This window comes from Acinetobacter sp. TUM15064 (assembly GCF_008980265.1).
Lineage (GTDB): Bacteria > Pseudomonadota > Gammaproteobacteria > Pseudomonadales > Moraxellaceae > Acinetobacter.
Genome location: NZ_BKFU01000003.1, coordinates 1 through 21883 on the forward strand (window position 1 = coordinate 1; position 21883 = coordinate 21883).

At 40.3% G+C, this 21883-nt stretch carries 25 protein-coding genes; 23 read left to right on the forward strand and 2 right to left on the reverse strand.

Annotated features, from left to right (window positions below):
• Nucleotides 1-83: 83 nt before the first annotated feature.
• A complete protein-coding gene (locus GBI16_RS01495; protein WP_151706388.1) occupies nucleotides 84-1388 on the reverse strand; it encodes a peptidylprolyl isomerase in 1305 nt (434 codons plus the stop codon).
• Nucleotides 1388-3847 carry an LPS-assembly protein LptD gene (locus tag GBI16_RS01500; protein ID WP_086210153.1) on the reverse strand — a complete coding sequence of 820 codons (2460 nt, stop codon included), beginning with the start codon at nucleotides 3845-3847 and terminating at the stop codon, nucleotides 1388-1390. The genes GBI16_RS01495 and GBI16_RS01500 overlap by 1 nt, the downstream gene beginning before the upstream one ends.
• Before the next feature lie 120 nt (nucleotides 3848-3967).
• On the opposite strand from GBI16_RS01500, the gene GBI16_RS01505 reads away from it, so the two are divergent.
• From GBI16_RS01505 to GBI16_RS01615, 23 genes are all read left to right on the forward strand, one after another.
• On the forward strand, nucleotides 3968-4981 hold the full coding sequence (locus GBI16_RS01505) for an aminoglycoside phosphotransferase family protein (RefSeq protein WP_086210152.1): 1014 nt from the start codon (nucleotides 3968-3970) through the stop codon (nucleotides 4979-4981).
• Entirely contained in the window at nucleotides 4978-5667 is a 690-nt protein-coding gene (murU, locus tag GBI16_RS01510; RefSeq protein WP_086210151.1) for an N-acetylmuramate alpha-1-phosphate uridylyltransferase MurU, read from the forward strand. The genes GBI16_RS01505 and murU overlap by 4 nt, the downstream gene beginning before the upstream one ends.
• Before the next feature lie 84 nt (nucleotides 5668-5751).
• On the forward strand, nucleotides 5752-6384 hold the full coding sequence (gene rsmG, locus GBI16_RS01515) for a 16S rRNA (guanine(527)-N(7))-methyltransferase RsmG (protein WP_086210150.1): 633 nt from the start codon (nucleotides 5752-5754) through the stop codon (nucleotides 6382-6384).
• A 24-nt stretch (nucleotides 6385-6408) separates the two neighbouring features.
• On the forward strand, nucleotides 6409-7191 hold the full coding sequence (locus GBI16_RS01520) for a ParA family protein (protein ID WP_086210149.1): 783 nt from the start codon (nucleotides 6409-6411) through the stop codon (nucleotides 7189-7191).
• Entirely contained in the window at nucleotides 7188-8075 is an 888-nt protein-coding gene (locus GBI16_RS01525) for a ParB/RepB/Spo0J family partition protein (RefSeq protein ID WP_086210148.1), read from the forward strand. The genes GBI16_RS01520 and GBI16_RS01525 overlap by 4 nt, the downstream gene beginning before the upstream one ends.
• A gap of 36 nt (nucleotides 8076-8111) precedes the next feature.
• A complete protein-coding gene (locus GBI16_RS01530) occupies nucleotides 8112-8762 on the forward strand; it encodes a MotA/TolQ/ExbB proton channel family protein (RefSeq protein ID WP_086210147.1) in 651 nt (216 codons plus the stop codon).
• 8 nt (nucleotides 8763-8770) lie between these two features.
• Nucleotides 8771-9193, forward strand: a complete 423-nt coding sequence (locus GBI16_RS01535; protein WP_086210146.1) for a biopolymer transporter ExbD — start codon at nucleotides 8771-8773, stop codon at nucleotides 9191-9193.
• Nucleotides 9193-10920: a lipid A export permease/ATP-binding protein MsbA gene (gene msbA / locus GBI16_RS01540; protein WP_086210145.1), complete on the forward strand. Its 1728-nt coding sequence runs from the start codon at nucleotides 9193-9195 to the stop codon at nucleotides 10918-10920. The genes GBI16_RS01535 and msbA overlap by 1 nt, the downstream gene beginning before the upstream one ends.
• Before the next feature lie 3 nt (nucleotides 10921-10923).
• On the forward strand, nucleotides 10924-11928 hold the full coding sequence (gene lpxK / locus GBI16_RS01545) for a tetraacyldisaccharide 4'-kinase (RefSeq protein WP_086210144.1): 1005 nt from the start codon (nucleotides 10924-10926) through the stop codon (nucleotides 11926-11928).
• A gap of 8 nt (nucleotides 11929-11936) precedes the next feature.
• Nucleotides 11937-12698, forward strand: coding sequence for a 3-deoxy-manno-octulosonate cytidylyltransferase (gene kdsB, locus GBI16_RS01550; RefSeq protein ID WP_086210143.1), 762 nt, complete (start codon nucleotides 11937-11939; stop codon nucleotides 12696-12698).
• Between the two features lie 19 nt (nucleotides 12699-12717).
• Nucleotides 12718-13701: a DNA polymerase III subunit delta' C-terminal domain-containing protein gene (locus tag GBI16_RS01555; RefSeq protein WP_151706389.1), complete on the forward strand. Its 984-nt coding sequence runs from the start codon at nucleotides 12718-12720 to the stop codon at nucleotides 13699-13701.
• A 14-nt stretch (nucleotides 13702-13715) separates the two neighbouring features.
• Nucleotides 13716-14057, forward strand: coding sequence for a PilZ domain-containing protein (locus GBI16_RS01560; RefSeq protein ID WP_086210141.1), 342 nt, complete (start codon nucleotides 13716-13718; stop codon nucleotides 14055-14057).
• 26 nt (nucleotides 14058-14083) lie between these two features.
• The gene (locus GBI16_RS01565) at nucleotides 14084-14857 is read left to right on the forward strand and encodes a TatD family hydrolase (protein ID WP_110973935.1); all 774 of its coding nucleotides are present in this window, start codon (nucleotides 14084-14086) and stop codon (nucleotides 14855-14857) included.
• A 46-nt stretch (nucleotides 14858-14903) separates the two neighbouring features.
• A complete protein-coding gene (locus GBI16_RS01570; protein WP_110973936.1) occupies nucleotides 14904-15518 on the forward strand; it encodes a TetR/AcrR family transcriptional regulator in 615 nt (204 codons plus the stop codon).
• A 12-nt stretch (nucleotides 15519-15530) separates the two neighbouring features.
• Nucleotides 15531-16100 carry a type II secretion system protein gene (locus tag GBI16_RS01575; RefSeq protein ID WP_086210138.1) on the forward strand — a complete coding sequence of 190 codons (570 nt, stop codon included), beginning with the start codon at nucleotides 15531-15533 and terminating at the stop codon, nucleotides 16098-16100.
• Between the two features lie 49 nt (nucleotides 16101-16149).
• Complete coding sequence (locus tag GBI16_RS01580) at nucleotides 16150-16611, forward strand: type II secretion system protein (protein WP_404814565.1); 462 nt, start codon at nucleotides 16150-16152, stop codon at nucleotides 16609-16611.
• The gene (gspJ, locus tag GBI16_RS01585; RefSeq protein WP_151706390.1) at nucleotides 16608-17228 is read left to right on the forward strand and encodes a type II secretion system minor pseudopilin GspJ; all 621 of its coding nucleotides are present in this window, start codon (nucleotides 16608-16610) and stop codon (nucleotides 17226-17228) included. The genes GBI16_RS01580 and gspJ overlap by 4 nt, the downstream gene beginning before the upstream one ends.
• 81 nt (nucleotides 17229-17309) lie before the next feature.
• A complete protein-coding gene (gspK, locus tag GBI16_RS01590; RefSeq protein ID WP_171494519.1) occupies nucleotides 17310-18257 on the forward strand; it encodes a type II secretion system minor pseudopilin GspK in 948 nt (315 codons plus the stop codon).
• Nucleotides 18258-18379: 122 nt separating this feature from the next.
• Nucleotides 18380-18976, forward strand: a complete 597-nt coding sequence (locus tag GBI16_RS01595) for a 6-carboxytetrahydropterin synthase (RefSeq protein ID WP_119063422.1) — start codon at nucleotides 18380-18382, stop codon at nucleotides 18974-18976.
• Between the two features lie 41 nt (nucleotides 18977-19017).
• Nucleotides 19018-19731: a uracil-DNA glycosylase gene (ung, locus tag GBI16_RS01600; protein WP_151706392.1), complete on the forward strand. Its 714-nt coding sequence runs from the start codon at nucleotides 19018-19020 to the stop codon at nucleotides 19729-19731.
• Nucleotides 19728-20849, forward strand: a complete 1122-nt coding sequence (locus GBI16_RS01605; RefSeq protein ID WP_086210133.1) for an enoyl-CoA hydratase/isomerase family protein — start codon at nucleotides 19728-19730, stop codon at nucleotides 20847-20849. The genes ung and GBI16_RS01605 overlap by 4 nt, the downstream gene beginning before the upstream one ends.
• Nucleotides 20850-20858: 9 nt before the next feature.
• A complete protein-coding gene (gene tadA / locus GBI16_RS01610) occupies nucleotides 20859-21356 on the forward strand; it encodes a tRNA adenosine(34) deaminase TadA (protein WP_086210132.1) in 498 nt (165 codons plus the stop codon).
• Nucleotides 21357-21435: 79 nt separating this feature from the next.
• Nucleotides 21436-21867, forward strand: coding sequence for an SRPBCC family protein (locus GBI16_RS01615; RefSeq protein ID WP_086210131.1), 432 nt, complete (start codon nucleotides 21436-21438; stop codon nucleotides 21865-21867).
• Nucleotides 21868-21883 lie beyond the last annotated feature (16 nt).

Genomic DNA, 21883 nt, shown 5'->3' on the forward strand with positions numbered 1-21883 from the left:
GAGAGGCTTTTTTTATTTAAAATTTTTTAAATGACTTTGTCATAAAAAAACCAGCATTCATGCTGGTTTTTTTGTGCCACATTTTAAGACTTGTTATTTTTACGGTCTAAATTTGGATCTTTGATCTCAACATAAGCTTTGTTTCGAATTTCACGTAACCAACTATCTAGTTCAGCATCAAATTGACGTTCACCTAAAACTTGACGTGCCATGCGCTCTTGGTATTCAGTCGTCATATCTTGCTGACGTGTTTCTGTCACTTGTAGGATATGCCAACCAAACTGAGTCTGGAATGGTTTGCTAATTTGTCCAACAGGGGTATTCTTCATGGTTTCTTCAAACTGAGGCACCATGACGCCAGGGCTAACCCAACCAAGACTACCACCATCACGTGCTGAACCTGTATCGTTTGAATAGGTCGAAGCTAAAATTGCAAAATCTTCCCCCTTTTCTACACGATTATACAAGTTGTCGATCATTTGTTTTGCGTTTTCAGGGCTAACTACTTCTGATGGCTGAATAAGAATGTGACGTACTTTATATTGGGGTACAATGGCTTTTTGCTCTGCACCTTTACGTTCAACTAACTTTAAAATATGTACGCCATCACGGACTGTAATAAGGTCAGTGGTTTGTCCAACTTGGAGTGGACTCACACGTGCAGCAAGTTCACTTGGAATATCAGAAAGTGCTCTAAAGCCCATATCTGCACCTTCAACTTTGGTGTTGGCTGTGCTGAATTTTTTAGAAATTGCAGCAACATCATTGTCGCTTGCGAGAACGTTTTTGACTTGTTTCGCCACAGCGTCAGCATTGTCACCAGAAACACGCACATGTAAGACATGTACTTGATTGCCTAATGCAGCTTGACCTTGTGGGGTATTTAAGAAGTTCTTAACGTCTTGATCTGAGATTTGAATACGAGAGGTGACGATTTGTTGGCGTAAACGGCTAATCGCTAAATCTTCAGCAATACGACTACGCAAAAAAGCATAGGTTCCTGGTGCCATTTTGTCCAACTTTTGTTGAAATGCTTCTAGGCTTGTTGTTCCAGATTGTTTCGCGACATTTAAAACAGCATCATTCAAGCTTTTCTCATCAGGTTGAATGTTGTAGCGTTTAACCTGTTCAAGCTGGGTTTGACGAATAATCAGTTGTTCTAAAGCTTGCTGTGCTAAATACTGCTCAGGTGGAACTTGTTTTTTCTGACTTTCAAGTTGGTGCTTAACTTCAGCCATGCTTGCTTCTAAGTCACTTTTTAAAATAACACTGTTATCGACAACAGCAACAACTTCATCCGACGCGTGTACAAAAGTTGGAATAGCGGTTGCGAGAGCTAAAGCTAAAGCACTCGCTTTAAAAAATTGTTTGAACTGTTTTGTCTTCATTAACGGTCTGTCCAAGTCTGATTAATATTGTTAAAGCCTAGAATACGATTTTCTAGTAATGATGAAAGTTTGCTGTTTAGTCCTCCTAAGCCTTTTAGGGTGACTTCAGCCATAATTGCACGGTTTGGTTTTACACTTGAATCGCTAACGTCATCTAAGTCGTTGTAATACTCGCGCCCATACACCGAGATACCCCAGCAACATGCTTCATAATTGACGCCTAGTAAGTATTCGCGCGCGACATTATTGTCAAGGTCATACTGAGCATGGCCCATAATACGCCAGTTGTTATGTACAGGTTGTACAAAAGATGCAACCACTTGATCGTAGTGCTCTTGGCGGTTCGCGATTTCTTTGCGGTAGTAATAGCCCACATTGTATAAATTGCCTTTATCCCCTGTGTAATACAACTGTAAATCGCGTTGAGCATTGTCGCCATTTGACATCCAAGCCGAATTAGCACCAAGGGTAAAGTTTTGTGAGAGTTGGCTTGATACGCTAACAATTGGACCAGTATGTTTTTCGTTATCAAACAAATCTGTGGTTTGATCAAGAGTCACACGACGGTCTTCAAAATAATAGCTTTGACCAACACTTGCTTTTAAGCGTTCCAGACCGACAGTATCAAATAAGCTATAACTGAGCCCTAACGACAAGAAGTTATTGTCTTCTAAGCGGTCATGACCGTAGAAACGATTAGGGCTAAATAGTTGATCATAGTTAATGGATGCGGCTACAGAGTCAAAGTTTGGTGCACCATCTTGATTTTTATATGGAGCATACGCATAGAACATGCGCGGACTGAGGGTTTGTAAGAATGTGCCTTCTTTTTCAAAGGTTAAGCCAGCATCAAAGGTAATTTGTGGAACAGTATATGATTTGTCTTTTGATGAACGATTCGTGCTATCAAATTCATTTATCGTGTCTTGGTCATAGAATGTATTTACATTACGAATAGAGATCTGTGGGATCGCAAATGCCCAAGGTGTACGATAGTTGTAACGTACAGAAAAGTCATTGTAGACACGTGTACCACTTGGTTCGAAACTGTCGTTGGTATCGCCATCAATCGTACCAAAATCCTTTTTAAAGTAGGCTGTATCATTATTAAATTCGTATTCTAAGCCTAAAGCATTACCAGTTTTATAGTTGAGTAAAAACTGAGGTAAGCGGGCATAAGGACGGTCAACGTAGGGTGTTGTTTCATCCAGTGTTTGGAAGTCTTCAATTTTAAGCTGAGCTTTTAAGCCTGGGATCCCATTTTTATAGTTGAGTTCCCATGCACGACGAAGATTTAGATCTGTTTTTGTATTTGGATTATTACTTAAGTCCGTAAAATAGTCTTTATCTGATGCGTAGTTATATTCGAGGTTTGTCGAAAATTGTTCGTTAATTTGCCAGTTATGTAAAAAGTGTAAGTCTTTACGGTCTTGATCATCATACTTGCGATCAGATGAAAGGAAACCACCCCAAATTTGGCCAGAACCGAAATTTTCAGTGAGATATCTAAACTCACCTTCAATCATAGGTCCGCGGTCACTGATGTAACGAGGCGTAATGGTTGCATCGTAGTTTGGTGCTAAATTTAAATAAACAGGGACTGCAAGTTCGATGCCTCCATCATTGGTGAAGCCGAAACTTGGTGTCAAGATACCTGTAGTGCGTCGGTCATCAATAGGGAAGTTGAAATAAGGAACTGCGAGTACAGGCACATCTTTAATATAAAGTTTGGTACCACGCGTTTCACCACGGCCTGTTTCTTGATTGAGTTTTATTTCATCTGCTTGAATTTTCCAAGTCGGTGCTTTTTCTGGCGGACATGTACTATAAGTTGCATTTTTTAAGGTAGTGGTTGTTTGCGACTGACGTAAAATTTGTTCTGCACGTCCATGCGCATGTTGTTCTTCAGCAATATAAAAACTATTTTTTAAGTCACCTTGCTGGGTTTTGAGGTTGTAATTGATTTGATCACTTTGAGCCAATAATCCACTTTGCGCCATTTGCACACGACCTTCTGCATTGGCAAAAGTCTGTGTCTGATCAATGGTGATTTTATCGGCACGAATTTGACGCCCTTCTTGGTCAATAAGCACATTGCCTTCAAGAACAGAGTTGCCTTGTGGATTGTAATGACCATAATCCGCAGTGATTGTAGAGGTTGCATTGGTAGCATCAACAGCTTTGGTTTCAGGGCTTACAGGCGTCAACCATGTTCCTTGACAATAGGCTGAGCTTAAATACTTGCCTTGTCGCTGCTGGGCTTCAGGAGACGATTTATCAACATAGTATTGCTCGTAGAACTTTTGCCCTGGATAGCTTTCTTGTAAAGCTTGTTTCAGTGATTGTTGTTCGTCTGAAATAGAAGTAGACGATGTTGCAGCATAGCTTGTGATTGAGCTACCACAAAGAAGGGTAAATATCGCAGTCGCTAAAGGATTAAATTTAAACTGATGCTTCATGTGTCTCATTTACCAAGTATGCTTAATCGCAATTAATTATTGTCGCATCATAGAGAAAAAGTTGATAAGTGGCTACACTTAGCACTTTAAAAACTCAGCCTGTATTAGAATTTATCGCAAATGAATACACAACGTGAACAATTGATCCAAACTTGGATTTCATCTGTACTTGGTTCAGATCAATTTGAAATTAACTTTTTAGCAGGCGATGCAAGCTTCCGTCGTTATGCAAGAATCAAATTGAATAATAAAACATTTATGCTCATGGATGCACCACCAGAAAAAGAAGATTGTGTGCCTTTTGTGACGATTGATGAATTTTTCGATGCTAATGGTGTTCGGGTACCGCATATTGTTGCGAAAGATTTAAATCAAGGCTTCTTGTTGCTTGAAGATTTTGGAGATGTTTTGCTGTCTACACAGTTGGATGATAATACGGTCGATGCTCATTATGAGCAGAGCTTTAAGCAGTTGATTCAATTGCAATCCATTGATGGTGAAGGGCATTTTCCTGCATATTCTTATGAAAAATTAATGACGGAAATGAGCCTGCTGACGGACTGGTTACTGCCTAGTTTACAGATTAAACCCTCCGATGCTGAATCTGCGCTGATTAAACGTACCTTTGCGATTTTAGCCAATGCTGCTTTAGCACAGCCACAAGTGATTGTGCACCGTGATTTCCACAGTCGAAATTTGATGCTTTTGGCCGATGAGCAAGAGCAAGGTGTGATTGACTTTCAGGATGCGGTGATTGGTGCGGATACTTACGATCTGATTTCAATTACACGCGATGCATATGTACAGTGGAATCCTGAGCGGGTTTATCAGTGGTTTAAAGTGTTTTATGGCTTGTTGCCTGCTACAGCAAAAGAAGGGCGTGACTTTGAGCAGTTTAAGCAAGATGCTGATTTAATGGCGATTCAAAGACATATTAAAATTTTGGGCATTTTTGTACGTTTATTTGAGCGTGATGGCAAATCAGGTTATCTCAAAGATTTACCACGGGTGATGTGGTATTTACTTGAAGAAAGTAAACCTTATGCAGAACTACAACCTTTTATGCAGTTTATGTGCGATAAAGTGATGCAGAAGTTTGAAGCAAAATATGGCAAATATGAGGTTGTTGCATGAAGGCGATGATTTTGGCAGCGGGGCTAGGCAACCGTATGCGCCCCCTCACACTGTATAAACCTAAACCCTTGCTCGAGGTCGGTGGCAAGCCCTTAATTGTTTGGCATATTGAGAAGCTCAAACAAATTGGGGTCACAGAAATTGTAATCAATTCAGCTTGGCTGGCGAATATATTGATTGGTGCTTTGGGTGATGGTTCACAGTTTGGGGTCGATATTCGCTGGACTCGTGAGGAAGAAGGGTTGGAAACGGCAGGTGGCATCATTAATGCTTTGCCACTTTTGGGTACGCAACCTTTTATCTTAATCAATGGTGATGTCTGGACGACTTTTGACTTTGCATCATTACTTAATGTTGATTTGGGAGAGGATTTAGCTCATTTGGTTTTTGTTGCCAATCCAGTGCAGCATCTCAAAGGAGATTTTATTTTAAATCAAGGACGGGCTTATACCTTTGAACAAGAGCAGTCGGGTGAGGCGCTAACTTATAGTGGTGTTGCTGTGCTTCATCCACGTATGTTTGATGGACTAGACGCAGGTAAGCGACCATTGGCACCTTTGTTAAAAGAAGCGATGTCGGCTGGTAAAATTTCTGCTGAAAAAATGCAGGCAACATGGGTAGATGTTGGCACACCTGAGCGATTAAGTGATCTAGATCTACAGATTCGTCAAGGTAAGTATGTTTAAGTGCATAATCACTAAGCGTTAACTACTGTTCCACGGCTTAGAAATCGGTATACTTCAGTTTAATTTTATTGAGATGTCTTCTTTATGCATCCATTTTTTCAAGACTTAAAGCAAGGTAGTCAAAAGCTTGGCTTAGATTTGAGTGAAGAAGCATTAAATCTATTGCTGAAGTATCAAGATGCCCTTGTGCTGTGGAACAAAGCTTACAATTTAACAGCGATTCGTGATCCTAAAGAAATGCTGGTAAAGCATTTATTAGATAGTTTAAGTATTTTAAGAGATTTACCGCAGGGCCGTTTACTGGATATTGGGACAGGTGGTGGCATGCCAGGCATGATTATTGCTCTTTGCCAACCTGAGCGTCAATGTGTTCTGCTTGATTCAAATGGTAAAAAAATTCGTTTTTTAAAGCAGTTTATTGCAGACTTAAAATTGACCAATGTAATTGCGGTTCAAACGCGTGTTGAGAATGAAGAGAGCATTAACGAGCTTGGGCAGTTTGATGTTATTACCAGTCGCGCATTTGCATCTTTAACGGATTTCATCAGTGCATCTAAACCATATATGCATCAAGACAGCATTATTGCGTCGATGAAAGGTTTGATCCCACAGGATGAAGTCGAAGCATTTAAAGATGAATTTAGCTGTGAAATTATTGCGTTAAAGGTTCCACGTTTGGACGAACAACGCCACTTACTTTTATTAAAACGTATCTAAAAAATTCAAAGGATTGGGCGGGTCATGGCACAAATTATTGCGATTGCGAACCAAAAAGGTGGTGTTGGTAAAACCACAACCGCAGTAAATTTGGCTGCATCTTTAGCAGTACTGAAAAAGCGGGTGTTATTGGTTGATATGGACTCGCAAGGCAATGCGACCATGGGTTCAGGCATTCAAAAAAATGACTTACTATATTCAGTGACCGATGTGTTGCTGGGCGAAGTGCCGATTGAAACTGCAATTACCAAAGCTGAGGTTGGCTATAAAGTTTTGGGTGCAAACCGTGATTTGGCTGGCGTAGAGTTGGCGATTGCTGAGCAAGAAGGTCGCGAGTTTATCCTTCGCGAGGCATTGAAAGAGGTCGAACAAGCATTTGACTACATCATTGTAGACTGTGCACCAAGTTTAAGTCTGATTACGGTCAATGCTTTGGCCGCAGTGGATGGTGTGATGATTCCAATGCAATGTGAATACTACGCTTTAGAAGGTTTGGCTGATTTAACACAAACGATTGATCGTATTCAACAAGCATTGAACCCAGAGTTAAAAATTATTGGTGTATTACGTACTATGTATGATGCACGTAATGCTCTGACACGGGATGTATCTGAAGAATTAGAACAATACTTCGGTAAGAAACTCTATGACACGGTCATTCCGCGTAATGTGCGATTGGCTGAGGCGCCAGCACATGGTTTACCTGTGATTTATTTTGAAAAAAGCTCAAAGGGCGCAGTGGCTTATTTACATTTGGCTGCTGAAATGATTAAGAAAAGCAAAGTGAAAAAAGGAAGTAACGCATGACCGTTAAGAAACGTGGACTAGCAAAAGGTCGTGGTTTAGATGCCTTACTTGGCTCAATCCAAAAAGAGAAATTACAACTTGAAGCACAAGCGCTTGATCATGGTCAACTCAAGCAGATTGATGTTCATTTATTACAACGCGGTGCATATCAACCACGTCGTTTTATCAATGAGCAAGACTTACAAGAGCTAGCTGCATCTATTGAAAAACATGGGGTGATGCAACCGATTGTGATTCGTCCAATTGACAATGAACAACATCCTTATGAAATTATTGCGGGTGAACGTCGTTGGCGTGCGGCGCAACTTGCAGGCTTAACAGAAGTTCCTGCTATTGTGAGGGACTTGAGCGATCAAGTTGCCATTGCACTGGCTTTAATCGAAAACATTCAGCGCCAAGATTTAAACCCTGTCGATCAGGCGATGGCATTACAACGTTTTCATGATGAATTTGGCTTGAGCCATCAGGAAATCGCTGACACGGTGGGTAAGGCGCGTACCACAGTAAGTAATTTACTTCGTTTATTGAGTCTTGCTGAACCTGTGAAAGATTTTATGCAACAGGGTTTACTCGATATGGGGCATGCGCGTGCCATTTTAACATTGAAGGCAAAAGATCAGCTCAAAGTTGCAGAGTTAGTAATTGAGAAGAGTTTGTCTGTACGTCAGACTGAACAATATGTTCGTGATTTTAATGCACCTAAGCAAGAAAAAGAAAAAACGGAAATTGCGCCTGATATTCAACAGTTGACGCAACGTTTGACGGATCGTTTTAGCGCAAATGTCAAAATTGATCATAATAAACAAGGCAAAGGTAAGCTCACGATTCATTATCATTCACTCGATGAGTTGGATGGTATTTTGAATATTTGTTTGGCTGAATAATTTTATTTTCAATTTATAAATACTTGGGGAAGTGTTATGTGGGAATTGGTAAAAGCAGGGGGGTGGCTCATGCTCCCCCTTGTACTCTGTTCAATCTTTACTGTTGCGATTAGCTTGGAGCGTTTTATTCGCCTGAAAAGATCGACGATTCTACCTAAAGATTTACTTTTGACTCCATCACAAAGCATACAAAGCATTTTGCCTAAACTTAAACAGTCTGATTTACAGACGACAACATTAGGGCGAATTTTGGAAGTGGGTTACCAAAGTAAAACTCAAGGTGAACAGTTTGCACGTGCACAGATGGAAGCAACAGCGTCTCAGGAAATTGGCTATCTTGAAAAAAATATTAATTTTCTAGGTACACTCAGTGCTGTTGCTCCGTTGTTAGGCTTATTAGGAACAGTACTTGGTATTATCGAGTCGTTCTTAATGATTGATATTGGTAACAGTAGTAATCCAACTTTGATGATTCCAGGGATTTCAAAAGCTTTGATTACGACAGCGGCAGGGATGTTCATTGCGATTCCAGCACTGTTTGCTTACCGCTATTTTCAGCGTTTAGTACAAGAATATATTGCTGAACTGGAACAGCAATCGACCTTGTTTCATGCCGCTTTATTTTATAAGCAATCAGAAACGTTGCTTGAAAATCATGATGATGTTGTGGTTAAACAAGCGAGCTAAGGTGAACGATGAAATTCAAGCGCACACAAGTTGAAGATATTCATATCAACCTCACACCAATGATTGATTGCTTATTGTTTATTTTGGTGTTTTTATTGCTGACCACAACATTTAATCAATTTAGCCGTATGAATTTAACCTTGCCCGATGCGCAGGGAGTTCCGCCCAAGACATTTGATCATAAAATTGAAGTTGTTGTTGATTCCACAGGACACTATTCAATCAATGGTCAGTCGATTGCATCGAAAGATACATCAGAATTAAATACCGCAATTAAACAGATTTCTAATGACCGTCGTGATCTAATGTTTGTGATTGCTGCTGATGCTAAAGCAACTCATCAAGATGTTATTCGTGTAATGGATGTGGCTGGTCAGCTTGGATTTGTAAATGTCAATATTAGTACGAAAGTGCCTTCCCGAGGTTATTAGTGAAACACGATTTTAAAGTTTATCTACGTCTACTGAGCTATTTAAAACCGTATTGGGGCGTAGCGATTCTTGTATTTATTGGTTTTGCTATAAATGCAGCGACAGAGGTTTCTGTCGCTAAATTGCTTGAAAAAATTATTGAGGCAATTCAGCATCGTGATCAAAGTTTCACTTCGCTATTTCCATTATTGGTTGTACTGGTGATGTTTTTTCGTGGGCTAGGTTTGTTTATGGGTGGCTATTTTACAGCCGTGATCTCAAGAAACTTGGTTTTTAACATTCGCCAAGTCGTCTTTGCTAAATTATTACGCTTGCCCTCACAGTATTATCTCGATAATAACAGTGGTCATATCACTGCAAAAATCATGTTTAATGTTGAGCAGTTAACGGCTGCATCTTCAGAGTCCTTAAAAACCATTGTTCAACAAGGCCTGATTACCATTGCTTTACTTGGCTATCTCATTTATAGCAATTGGCGTTTGACTTTATGTATTTTGATTTTTGCCCCGCTGATAGGTCTGCTTATTCGTAAAGCTGCGAAGCGTATGCGTAAGTTATCTATTCAAGTACAAAATACCATGGGTGATGTGAACCATGTTGTACAAGAAACAGTCAATGGTCACTTGGTGGTCAAAGGTTTTGGTGGTCAGACTTATGAGCAACAGCGTTTTAAAGATACGTCTATGGAAAATTTGCGACGTGGCTTAAAAATGGTGGTTGTACAACAATTAAATAGTCCGATTGTACAGCTTATTATGTCCATTTCGCTAAGTGTAGTGATGTGGATTGCGTTGCGTCCAGAAATCATGCAAGACACCAGTGCGGGCCAATTTGTGGCTTACATTACAGCAGCAGGTATGTTGAGCAAACCGATTAAAGCACTGACAGATGTGAATGAGAAGATTCAACGTGGTATGGCTGCGGCGCATTCTGTTTTTGAAATTTTAGACTTACCAGAAGAGAGAAATACGGGCACTTTAACGCCTGCGCTAAGAGGTAATATTGACTTTAAAGATGTTAATCTGGTGTATACCGATGGTCATCATGCTCTACATGATTTTAACCTCAGTGTAAAAGAGGGTGAAACTGTTGCGCTGGTGGGGCGCTCAGGTGCTGGTAAAACGTCTTTGGTAAATTTGTTGGTTCGCTTCCAAGATACGACATCAGGCCAGATTCTATTTGATGGTATAGATATATACGACATTGAAATCAATAGTCTGCGTAATCAAGTTGCAATGGTTAATCAACAAGTGGTTTTATTTAATCGTACTGTGCGTGACAACATTGCCTATGGTCAGCTTGAAAATGCCTCTGATGAAGAGGTTGTTGAGGCAGCAAAAGCTGCGTATGCACATGATTTTATTATGGCATTACCGCAAGGTTATAACACTAAGTTGGGTGCACAAGGTCTTAATCTATCAGGTGGACAACGTCAACGTATTGCGATTGCTCGTGCAATTTTGAAAAACGCGCCTGTATTAATTCTAGATGAGGCAACCAGTGCACTTGATAATGAGTCTGAGTATTTTATTCAACGTGCTTTTGATGCAGCCATGCGTGACCGTACAACGATTGTGATTGCCCATCGTTTATCGACGATTGAAAATGCAGACCGTATTGTGGTGATGGATAAAGGGCGTATAGTAGAACAAGGTAGCCATGCCGAGCTTATTGCAAAACAAGGTGCCTACTATCAGCTCCATCAGCGTAATTTTGAGGAAAACTAAACCATGTCAGGTGCGCAGTTTATTCAGGATGCTTGGAACTCACAGGCAAAGTGGTTAATTGTGCTTCGACCCTTGTCTTGGTTATATCGAGGTGGTTTTCTTCTGAACCGAAAACTGTATCGGTGTAATATTAAAAAAGCCTATACCGCTCCTGTTCCTGTGATGGTGATTGGCAATATCACCGTAGGCGGGAGTGGTAAAACACCGCTGTTGATTCATCTCGTCAGTTATTTGCAAAGTAAAAATATTCGAGTCGGAGTCATTAGTCGTGGTTATGGTGCAAAAGGGCCTTTTCCAGCACTGGTAGACTTAAACTCGGTGCCCGAATATGTCGGTGATGAGCCTACTTTGATTGTGCAGTCAACAGATGTACCTATGGCTGTGGGACCAAACCGACAAGAAAGCATAGAGCTCCTGTTATCGCATTCTCCTATTGATCTAATTATTAGTGATGATGGTCTGCAACACTGGGCATTGAACCGTCAAATTGAATGGATTGTGTTGGATAATAATCGTGGTTTAGGTAATGCGAAATTATTGCCTGAAGGTTATTTGCGCGAACCAAAGTCAAGGCTCAATGAAGGAACAGTAATTGAGCATGCCGATCATCCTACATATAGGATGCATATGCATTTAGAGGTCGCAGAGCCTTATTTGTTGAACAGCACTGAAGCCAAAGTATTTAATCGGCAAGATGACTTTTATGCTGTGGTGGGGATTGGATTTCCTCAGCGCTTTTATCGCACTTTAGAAGGGATGGGCGTGCAGCAGTTCCAGTGTCATGAATTTGCTGATCATCATGAATATGAATTAGAAGATTTGGTCTTTGATGATGCCAATCCGATCATTACTACTGAAAAAGATGCTGTTAAAATTTTAGCTTTGCTGAAACAAAACCCAAGTTATTCTCGTGATATTTGGGTTGTTCCTGTCGATGCTGTTTTGTCAGCCACATGTTATGACACTTTGCATCAACAACTTGCCTCTGTTGGTATTAAAATTTCTTAAGGTTTTTTATGAAACACATTGTTATCCCTGCGCGCTTTGCGAGCACACGTTTGTCTGGTAAACCTTTGCTTAAAATTCATGGTCGTGAAATGATTTTACGAGTGGTTGATCAGGCTAAAAAGGTAGAGGGTTTTGATGATTTGTGCGTCGCAACAGATGATCAGCGAATTTATGATCTCTGTAAAGCTGAAGGGGTGGATGTGGTGTTAACTTCGACAGATCATCCATCTGGTACAGACCGCCTAAGTGAAGTGGCAAAAATTAAGGGCTGGGCCAGCGAAGATATCATTGTGAATGTTCAAGGTGATGAACCGCTATTGCCTGCAAGTTTAGTTAAGCAAGTTGCACAGCTTTTAGAGTCTCAAGTTGATTGTTCAATGTCGACTTTGTGTGAGCCCATTCAGCATCTAGATGAGTTTAAACGTGACAGTATTGTTAAGGTTGTGATGTCGAAATACAAGCAAGCACTATATTTCAGTCGTGCCACTATTCCTTATGACCGTGATGCAGCAAAACAAGCAGAACCAAGCTTACATCATCAAGCCTATCGCCATTTGGGGCTGTATGCTTATCGTGTGAAATTGCTTCAAGAGTATGTGACATGGGACATGGGGTCACTTGAAAAACTTGAAAGCTTAGAGCAACTACGTGTTTTAGAAAACGGTCATCGTATTGCGATAGATGTTGCAGAAGCGAATTTACCGCCAGGTGTCGATACTCAGGAAGATTTAGACCGACTCAATGCCATGGATGTGGCTCATTTTGCATAATTGGACTTAGGTTTTAGACATGAAACAAACCCTGCCTGAGCAGATTTATCCGTGGCATCAAAGTGTTTGGGAAACGTTGACGACACGATTTCCCAATATTGGTCATGGCTTATTGTTTTATGGCAGAAAAGGTTGTGGTAAAGAGACTTTTGCTGAGCAGTTTTTGGCTTGGGTGTTGTGTGCTAATCGACAAGCTAAGCAATTAGCCTGTGGTGAGTGTGGAAGTTGTCAGTGGTTAAAGGCGGATACACACCCTAACTATGTTCACATCACCACAGATGAAGACAATAAAAAGCAAAATGCCAAAATCAAAATTGAAAAAATCCGTGATCTTTTGCCTTTTGTACAACAAACCGTGGATGGTTGGCGTGTTGTCATGATTGAGCCGGCCGAAGCATTGAATATTGCATCAGCCAACGCGCTACTAAAAACGCTTGAAGAACCGGGTGATCGTGTTGTTATCATCTTATTGGCAGACCACTATTTAAAACTGCCTGCGACGATTCGTAGTCGTTTACAACACTTCGCTTTGGATCGGATTCAACCGCAACAAGCAGAGCAATTTTTAAATCAACATTTGCCCAATAGTGACTTAGCACAGCTACATTTGCTGATGAATTTATCTAATCACATGCCTTTGCAGGCTATTGCATTATCCGAGAGCGAATGGTTGGCTCAACGGGCTGAATTTTTAAAAGATTGGCAAAAGTTGGTAGTGGATAAAAATATGCCAATGGCAATTGCGACCAAGTGGAACAAAGTGCTCGCATTTAGTGATTTTATTCAAATGTTTGAGTACTTGTTGTCAGATTTGATTTGTGTCAAGCTAAATCAACAGTTGAAAAACACTGATTTGGATTTCAGTGTGCTAGCAGAACAGTATTCACTTGAAACGTTGTTTTCAATTTATGCTGAGCTGCAACAGTCAAAACAATATATTGAACAAAATGTACAAACTAATTTAGTGCTCGACCAATTGTGTATTCGGTTGATGGATGTTTAAAACAGGGGAATTTTATGCAACCACGTATGGGCGGAATTATTCAAGCCAATATTCCAGATAAAGCAACGTTATATGCTAGTTATATGCCTTTTGTTGTAGGTGGTGGTTTGTTTATTCCATCTAAGCAGCCTGTGAAATTGGGCGAGGAAGTCTTTGTTTTGGCAACATTGCCAGAACAGTCGCAAAAAATTCCACTGACGGGCAAAGTTATTTGGGTTTCTCAAAAACAAAATGGAATCAAACTTCAAGGATTTGGGATTCAGCTTTCTGGAGAGAAAGGGGTTTATTACAAATCTGAGGCGGAAAAATTGCTTGCAGGTCTTAAGTCTGAAGGTCGAACTAGTTACACTATGTGATTATGTAAGTGAAGTAGGAAACGCCTGTGTTTGTAGATACGCATTGCCATTTAACCATGTTGGATTTAACGCCTTATGATGGGAGTTTAGATTTAGCATTAGCGCAGGCACGTGAAGCTGGCGTTCATCGCTTTATGAGCATCTCGGTTGATATTGATGACCATATTGAATTGGCAAAAATAGCGGCTCGTCATAACGATGTAGGTTATAGCGTTGGTGTGCATCCTTGTGAAGATCCTGAAACTATGGCGCGTGCAAGTACAGATTATTTAATTGAACTTGCACAACCTGAAAAGGTATGGGCGATTGGTGAGACTGGGCTTGATTACTTTCATAGCACAGATTTTATTGCAGAACAAAAAGACTGTTTTGCACGACATATTCATGCTTCACAAGCCGTAAAAAAACCAGTTGTTGTGCACACCCGTTCGGCGAAACAAGATACTGTGGATATTATTCGTGCTGAAAAATCAACGCATGGTATTTTGCATTGTTTTACTGAAGATTGGGAAACAGCCAAGGCAGTTTTAGATTGTGGTTATTATGTGTCATTTTCAGGTATTGTCTCTTTCAAAAATGCGCAAGACCTGCGTGATGTTGCAAAACAAGTTCCTTTAGACCGCCTCTTGATTGAAACGGATAGCCCCTATTTAGCGCCTATGCCGTATAGAGGAAAGTCTAATGAACCAAAGTACGTTCCTTATGTAGCAAAAGCCTTGGCAGACGTATATGATAAGTCCTTGGAAGAGATGGCTTTCATCACAACGCAGAATTTTGAAAACCTTCTCAAGATGAAGTAAATAAAATTGAAACGATAAAAGCGTATAAGAGAGTGATAGGGTGAAGATGGATCGTCAGGCTCAGTTTCGAGCGAGAGAAGCGTTAATTTTTCAAGTGGCTGAACAGTTGCTTTTAGAAAATGGCGAAGCAGGAATGACCCTTGATGCATTGGCAGCAGAATTGGATCTGGCAAAAGGTACGCTTTATAAGCATTTTCAAAGTAAAGATGAACTGTATATGTTGCTTATTATTCGTAATGAGCGCATGTTGCTTGAAATGATTCAGGACACGGATAAGCAGTTCCCTGAACATTTAGCTTTTTTTATGCTTCATCATTTGCATCATCCTGAACGGACGGTGTTATTTCACCAAATCGAAGAGCGATTATCGACCACTGGTGTTGGGATCTATCATTTATTTACCGAGCTTTATCAGGTGCGTAAGCAACGTTTGCGTTTGATTATTCGTATGACGGAGCGGTATTTAGAGTCGATCGACAGCCAAATGACGGTACGCGATTATTTGGCTTCTATTTGGTCTTTAACGCATGGTGCGGCAGCCATTTTAAACTCTAGTTTTTATCAACGTTATTTGGGTTCGCGTGATACCTTGCGTGTTGCTTATATTGACCAAGCTTTGGCGATGCCTAAACAAATGGGTGCCGCGGGATATTTTGCTTAGCGGATTAGATCTATGAAACAGAAACCACCTTCAAGGATTCAAGGATTTACACTGGTTGAGTTGATGGTGGTGATTGTGATTATGGCCATTATGGCATCATTGGTGATGTTGAATATCAATGGGGTTGATCAACGTAAAGCGGCGCAAGCCCGTGATTTTTTCATAATGGATGTGCAGAAAATTGCACGCGAAGCCAATGATCAGGCACGTGTGTTGGCATTAGAAATTCATCCTGCAACTGATGTCGCCGATTTTTCATATAATGTGATTGAATATAAAAATCCACAACTAACAGCTTTTACACCACAACAAAATAATACGATGCAAAATCAGCAAAAGTGGCAAGCATATACAGAGTTTCCTCAGCAAGTTTTAGCCAAGAATGTTTCTTTCGCAGTGCAATCTTTAGATTATGACGCTTCGAAAGCGGGAAATAATGATTTAATCCAAGAAAATGCCCCTAAATTGATTTGGCTGGGAAATGGGGAGGCTAAGCCTGTACGCGTTCAATTTTATTATGCGAATGAACCAGTGGGGGCGGAAATTGAAATTGATCATTTAGGTAAGATTAATGCGAGCTAAAAGTTTACAACATCGCCTGCATTCTTGTGCTCGGATGAAACAGTATTTCATGACTCCTCGCCCCTCAAACATAGCTTTGGGTCTTTCTTGCGAGGCAGTACCCCTTAGATCGAATCTTGCTCGAATTAACCACTTCTCAGGATTTACATTGTTGGAGGTGATGGTTGCTCTGGCTATTTTTGCTACCGCAGCGGTCGCTTTAACCAAAGTAGGTATGCAATATACCCAGTCTACTGCACATGCAATTTTACGAACCAAAGCTCAATTTGTTGCTTTGAATGAAATTTCCATGATGGAAATCAATCGTGATTGGTTACAAGGTACAGCCTCTAAACAAATCACTCAGCAAGGAGAAACTTGGCAAATTGATAAATCGGCTCAGGCAACGATTAGTGCCAATGTCCAACGCGTCAATGTTCAAGTGAGCTTGGTGAATACTGAAACTGGAAAAGTGGATTCAGGTGTTACGAGCTTGGTCTTTTTTAACCATCGTGATGGAAGCCAGCCATGAAACAACACTCAGGCTTCACTTTGGTTGAGTTATTGGTGGCGATAGCAATTTTTGCTGTATTGTCCGCTTTGGGCTGGAAAGTGTTTGATTATCTAATCAAGATCAAAGATCGAAATACGCAACATGAGCAACGTTTAGGGCAGTTACAAGAAGCTTATCAGCAATTGCTACGTGACTCGGTACAAATTGTTCCAATTACAGCCAATGTGGCTGATCAAATTCAGCCTGCTTTGGTGCTGCAAGATGGACAGCTTAGTTTTAGTAAAACGGGTGTGACAGATCCTTTAATGCAAGGTATACCACCTGAAGAACGGGTTGAATATGTTTACAAAGCAGATGAAAAAAAACTGTATCGTTATAAATATAAAAACTTAAATCAAATAGGTCATGACCAACCTGAAACCAGTGTCTTAATGGAGTCGGTCGATCAATTTCAAGTGATGGTGCTCAATCCAAATGAATTAGCACAGTGGCCTGAAGCAGCATTAAATGATCATGATCTAGCACAGGCCAAGCTGTTGCCTCGCGGTTTAAAAATAAACCTCACAGTCAATGATGAGCGTTATGAATGGGTATTTAGTTTGTTAAATACCGACTTTTTAAAACAAAAAGATTAAGTTGTAGGACATGAAACACGCGGGCTTTATACCAAACCATTTGTTTTTAAATATATTCGTTGCGAATAGGGGCACCTTTTGATGCGGTTTCAGCGTGGTATTGCATTGATTACGATTTTGGTGATGGTGGCTTTAGCAACTATCCTCGCTGCGACTATTGCGAAACATCAGCGCAATACGGCTGAAAGTACTGCTTATCTAATGAGACAAAACCAAGCCTTGTTATATGCAAAAAGTGCTGAAGCTTTTTTTGCTGAATTGTTGGTGGATGATGCACAGAATGCTGCGGATGTTGATCATCTACAAGAAACGTGGGCAAAGCCTATGCCTGCTTTTCCAGTAGAGGACGGTTTTGTTTCAGGGCGTCTGGAAGATCAGTCGGGTAAATTTAATTTAAATGGGCTGCTTAAATCAGACGGAACAGTCAATGAAGCTGCAAAACTCTGGTTTGAAAAATTGTTAGAGCGTGTTGGATTGCCTGCACAACTTTCAGAAGCAGTCATTGACTGGCAAGATGAAAATGACGAAGTCGGTGGGTCGATGGGCGCAGAATCGACTTATTATCAAAGTTTAGCTCAAGGTTATTTACCAGCAAATCGACCTTTTTATAATATCGAGCAGTTGAAGTTGGTTCGTGGTTTTGAAGGTCGTAATTATCAACTCATCGCACCTTATGTCAGTGCATTATCGAGCAATGCCTTAAAGGTGAATATAAATACAGCACCTGCGTTGGTATTGGCAAGTATTGACCCGAAACTAGATATATCAGCTATTCAAAACATGCAAAAACAACAACAGGCCAGTCTTAAACATTTTTCTAATGTCAGTGAGCTGTGGGAAATTGATCCGTTTAATCAGATTGAAGAAGAGCAGCGGGCTGCGGTTAATGATTTTCTGGGTGTTCAATCCAATTATTTTAAAGTAAGAATAGACGTGATGCTCAATGAGCGTAAACGTCAATTTAGTAGTGATTTGGTGCGAAAAGAACAAACAGTTTATGTGGCATATCGAAGTATGGCACCGTTTTAAACGTCGTTGGGCAGATTGATATGATTTGTCAATCGACTTCAACAATAAAATAAATGAGCATCTATTAACTTTTGCTTTATAATTAAAGTTAATCCTCAGAAAGTTTGATTGCATTACGACATATGTTAATTCGTAAGTTATTTAAGTTTGAAAATGCCCATATTGTACGTAATTGTACTTCGGATCGTTGTAAGCGTTCGATTCATGGTCATAGCTACAAAGTAGAATTACTTCTCAAAGCCTCTAAATTGGATCATGGTCAAATGGTCTATGACTTTGGTTTGCTCAAAGGTGTGATTAAAGATCTTTATGATTCTTTTGATCATGCAATTTGTTTTTGGCAAAACGACGATCCTGAATATATTCAAGCCTGTAAAACATTTAGTGCGCGTTGGGTATCTTTACCAGTTTCACCATCCGCTGAGCAATTTTCGCGTATCTTCTTTTACCTTGCCCAACAAGTACTTGCTTCGACTGTAACTCAAAACGGTGAGGGTGACGTGGAAGTGTATTCTGTGATTGTGCATGAAACAGATACGGGTTATGCGCAAAGCTTTATTGAAGATATTGAAAATGAGCAGATGGGACTTTTAGCTCTTAATGAAATAGAATTTTCAGAGCAAATTCAAGCAGAATGGAATGATACTGAAATGTATAGCAAGTTAAAAGAAGGTATCAAATTTCATAATCCGAATGTAGAATTGCAAGTCAAATTGTGAAATTTGTCACAGAATATAAAGTCAAGGAATAAGGCGCAAGTATGTCTTTAACAGAACAACAGCAAACCAAGCTTGATAAAATTCAGCTGGATGCCAGTTGGAAATATGGATTAAGTGATTTTTTACTGAGTCCAAAAATGGATGCGTTAAAGCAATTTCTTGTTACAGAAATCAAGGCGAATAAAGTGATTTATCCGCCAAATGCACTGATTTTTAATGCATTTAATACAACACCATTGTCAAATGTAAAAGTAGTGATTCTGGGACAAGACCCGTATCATGGACCCAAGCAGGCGCATGGACTCAGTTTTTCCGTACAAAGAGGACTTGCTTTACCGCCATCTTTACGTAATATTTTCCATGAGTTAAATAAAGATTTAGGTATTGAAATACCTAAACATGGGGATTTAACTCGTTGGGCGCAGCAAGGTGTTTTGCTGTTGAATAGTGTATTAACCGTTGAAGCTGGTCAACCGACATCACATCAAAAACAAGGTTGGGAAGACTTTACTGATCATGTGATTGATGTGTTAAATGAACAGCGAGAGCATATTGTTTTTATTCTTTGGGGAGCATATGCGCAGCGGAAAGGACAACGGATTGATCAAGAAAAACATTTGGTGTTAAAGGCGGCACATCCGTCACCTTTGGCAGCAAACCGTGGTGGATTCTTCGGTTGTAAAGTTTTTTCAAAATCCAATAATTATCTTAAACAACATGGCATTGAGCCTATAGACTGGCAGCTGGACGCATGACATATTCTCCCGTTTCTAAAAACTACCATCCAGATTTGATTGTAGAAGAAGCAAAAAATGGTTGGCGCATTGTTCGTCTGAATCGACCAAAATCACTTCATGCTTTGGATGAAACGATCGTTTCTGCTCTATTTGAAGTATTTCAAGACTTTCATAATGATGATGCTGTTAAAGCCATTTGGTTAGATTCTACGACCCCAAAAGCATTCTGTGCGGGTGGTGATGTGCGTAAGTTGCGTCAATTGGTGATTAATGATGAAGTAGCGACAGCAAATAAATTCTTTGAACAAGAATATGCACTGGACCTACTATTGCATAATTATGCAAAACCAGTATTGGTGTGGGGCGAAGGTTATGTGATGGGTGGTGGTTTAGGTCTGTTTATGGCTGCGCCATTCCGTTTGGTCACACCGCATTCACGTTTGGCGATGCCTGAGATTAATATCGGTTTGTATCCAGATGTTGGCGCAACGCGCTTCTTGGCAGATCGTGGTGCTATTGGCTTGTTTACTGGCTTAACGGGTTCAATTATGACGGCAGCTGGCGCATATGGTATAGGCTGGGCCACCCATATTTGTGATACGCAACGTAGTACCGTGCTTGAAAAGTTGATCAATATTGATTGGAGCCATTATCCAGCAGGTGACTTTAGAGCGATTGATGATACCTTAAATAGTATGCACCGCCCGGTAGGTCCAGGCCCACTACAAAACTCGTTGGATGTGATTCATAGTGTATGTCGTGGTGTGAACTTTGAGCATGATTATGATGCTATTGTCGGTTTAAGTGATGCGCGTAGCGATTGGCTTCGTCAAGCCAGTGAGAACTTGCAAAAAGGTTCACCTACAACTGCTGCATTAACATGGTTGTTATGGCAGTGGGGTAAACAGGTTCATTCGTGGAATGAAGTTTTTGAGCTTGAGACACAAATTTCTGACTGGAAAATTCGCCATGCAGATTTCGTTGAGGGTGTACGCGCGCGCTTAGTGGATAAAGATTTGTCACCAGCATGGAAACAAGGGGTTAATAATAGCTTAAAAGGTATTTTTGCTGGAAATCCGCCAACGACAACTATCGCAAGTTGGAACGAACTTCTTAAGCATTACGACCTAATCTAATTTGACTTTATGACAGATGTTTTAAAAACGGACAGTGAATGGATGCAGCTTGCTTTAGAGCAAGCTGCAGTTGCCGCTTCAAAAGGAGAAGTTCCTGTTGGGGCGGTCATCGTGAGCCAGAATAAGGTTATTGGTTCAGGCTTTAATGCACCTATTTCATTGAATGACCCTACCGCACATGCAGAAGTTCAAGCTCTTCGAGATGCTTGTCAAAATATACAAAATTATCGTTTACCTGATGATGCGGTCATATATGTGACGCTTGAGCCATGCACCATGTGTGTGGGTGCTTTAGTGCATGCACGTGTTGCAAAAGTGGTTTTTGGAGCAACTGAACCCAAAGCAGGCTCTTTAATCAGTGCCCGTAAACTATTTGAAACAGGGTATTATAATCATCAGTTTTTGTTTGAAGCAGGTTGCTTGCATGAGCAATGCTCGTTGCAACTTAGTCAATTTTTTAAAATGCGTCGCGAGCAAAAACGACTATCTCGTTTACAAGAAAAGTGACAGAGATGTTTGTATAATGCTCATTTCATGTAAAATAAAATGACAATTAAAATTGTCAAATAATATATTGGAATCGACCATGAATTATATTCAGATTAAGAAAGAGTTTAGTGCGCCTTTAGAGCAGGTGTTTGATTTACTGTCTAAACACTCCACGTATAACGTTGCATTTGCACCAGTCCAAGTGGTTCGGGTAAAAGACTCGGCAGATCCAGAACGCCCTGATGGTCTAGGTTCTGTTCGTCGTATGGGCTTCGGTCCTATTAAGCCTTTACAAGAACAAATCACATTAATGAAAGTGAATGAGCGGATTGAATACAAAATTATTAAAAATCCACTCATCAAGCATCATCTCGGGATTATTGAGTTCGAAGCAATTGATCCAAATAAAACTTTAGTGACCTATACGATTGAATTACAGGCACGTGTACCTTTTGTCAGTAAATTAATCCTTGCACAGCTTAAATCTGCGATTAAACTAGGTTTTTCAAAACTCGCTAAATCTGTATAACAAACTTTGGGTAAGC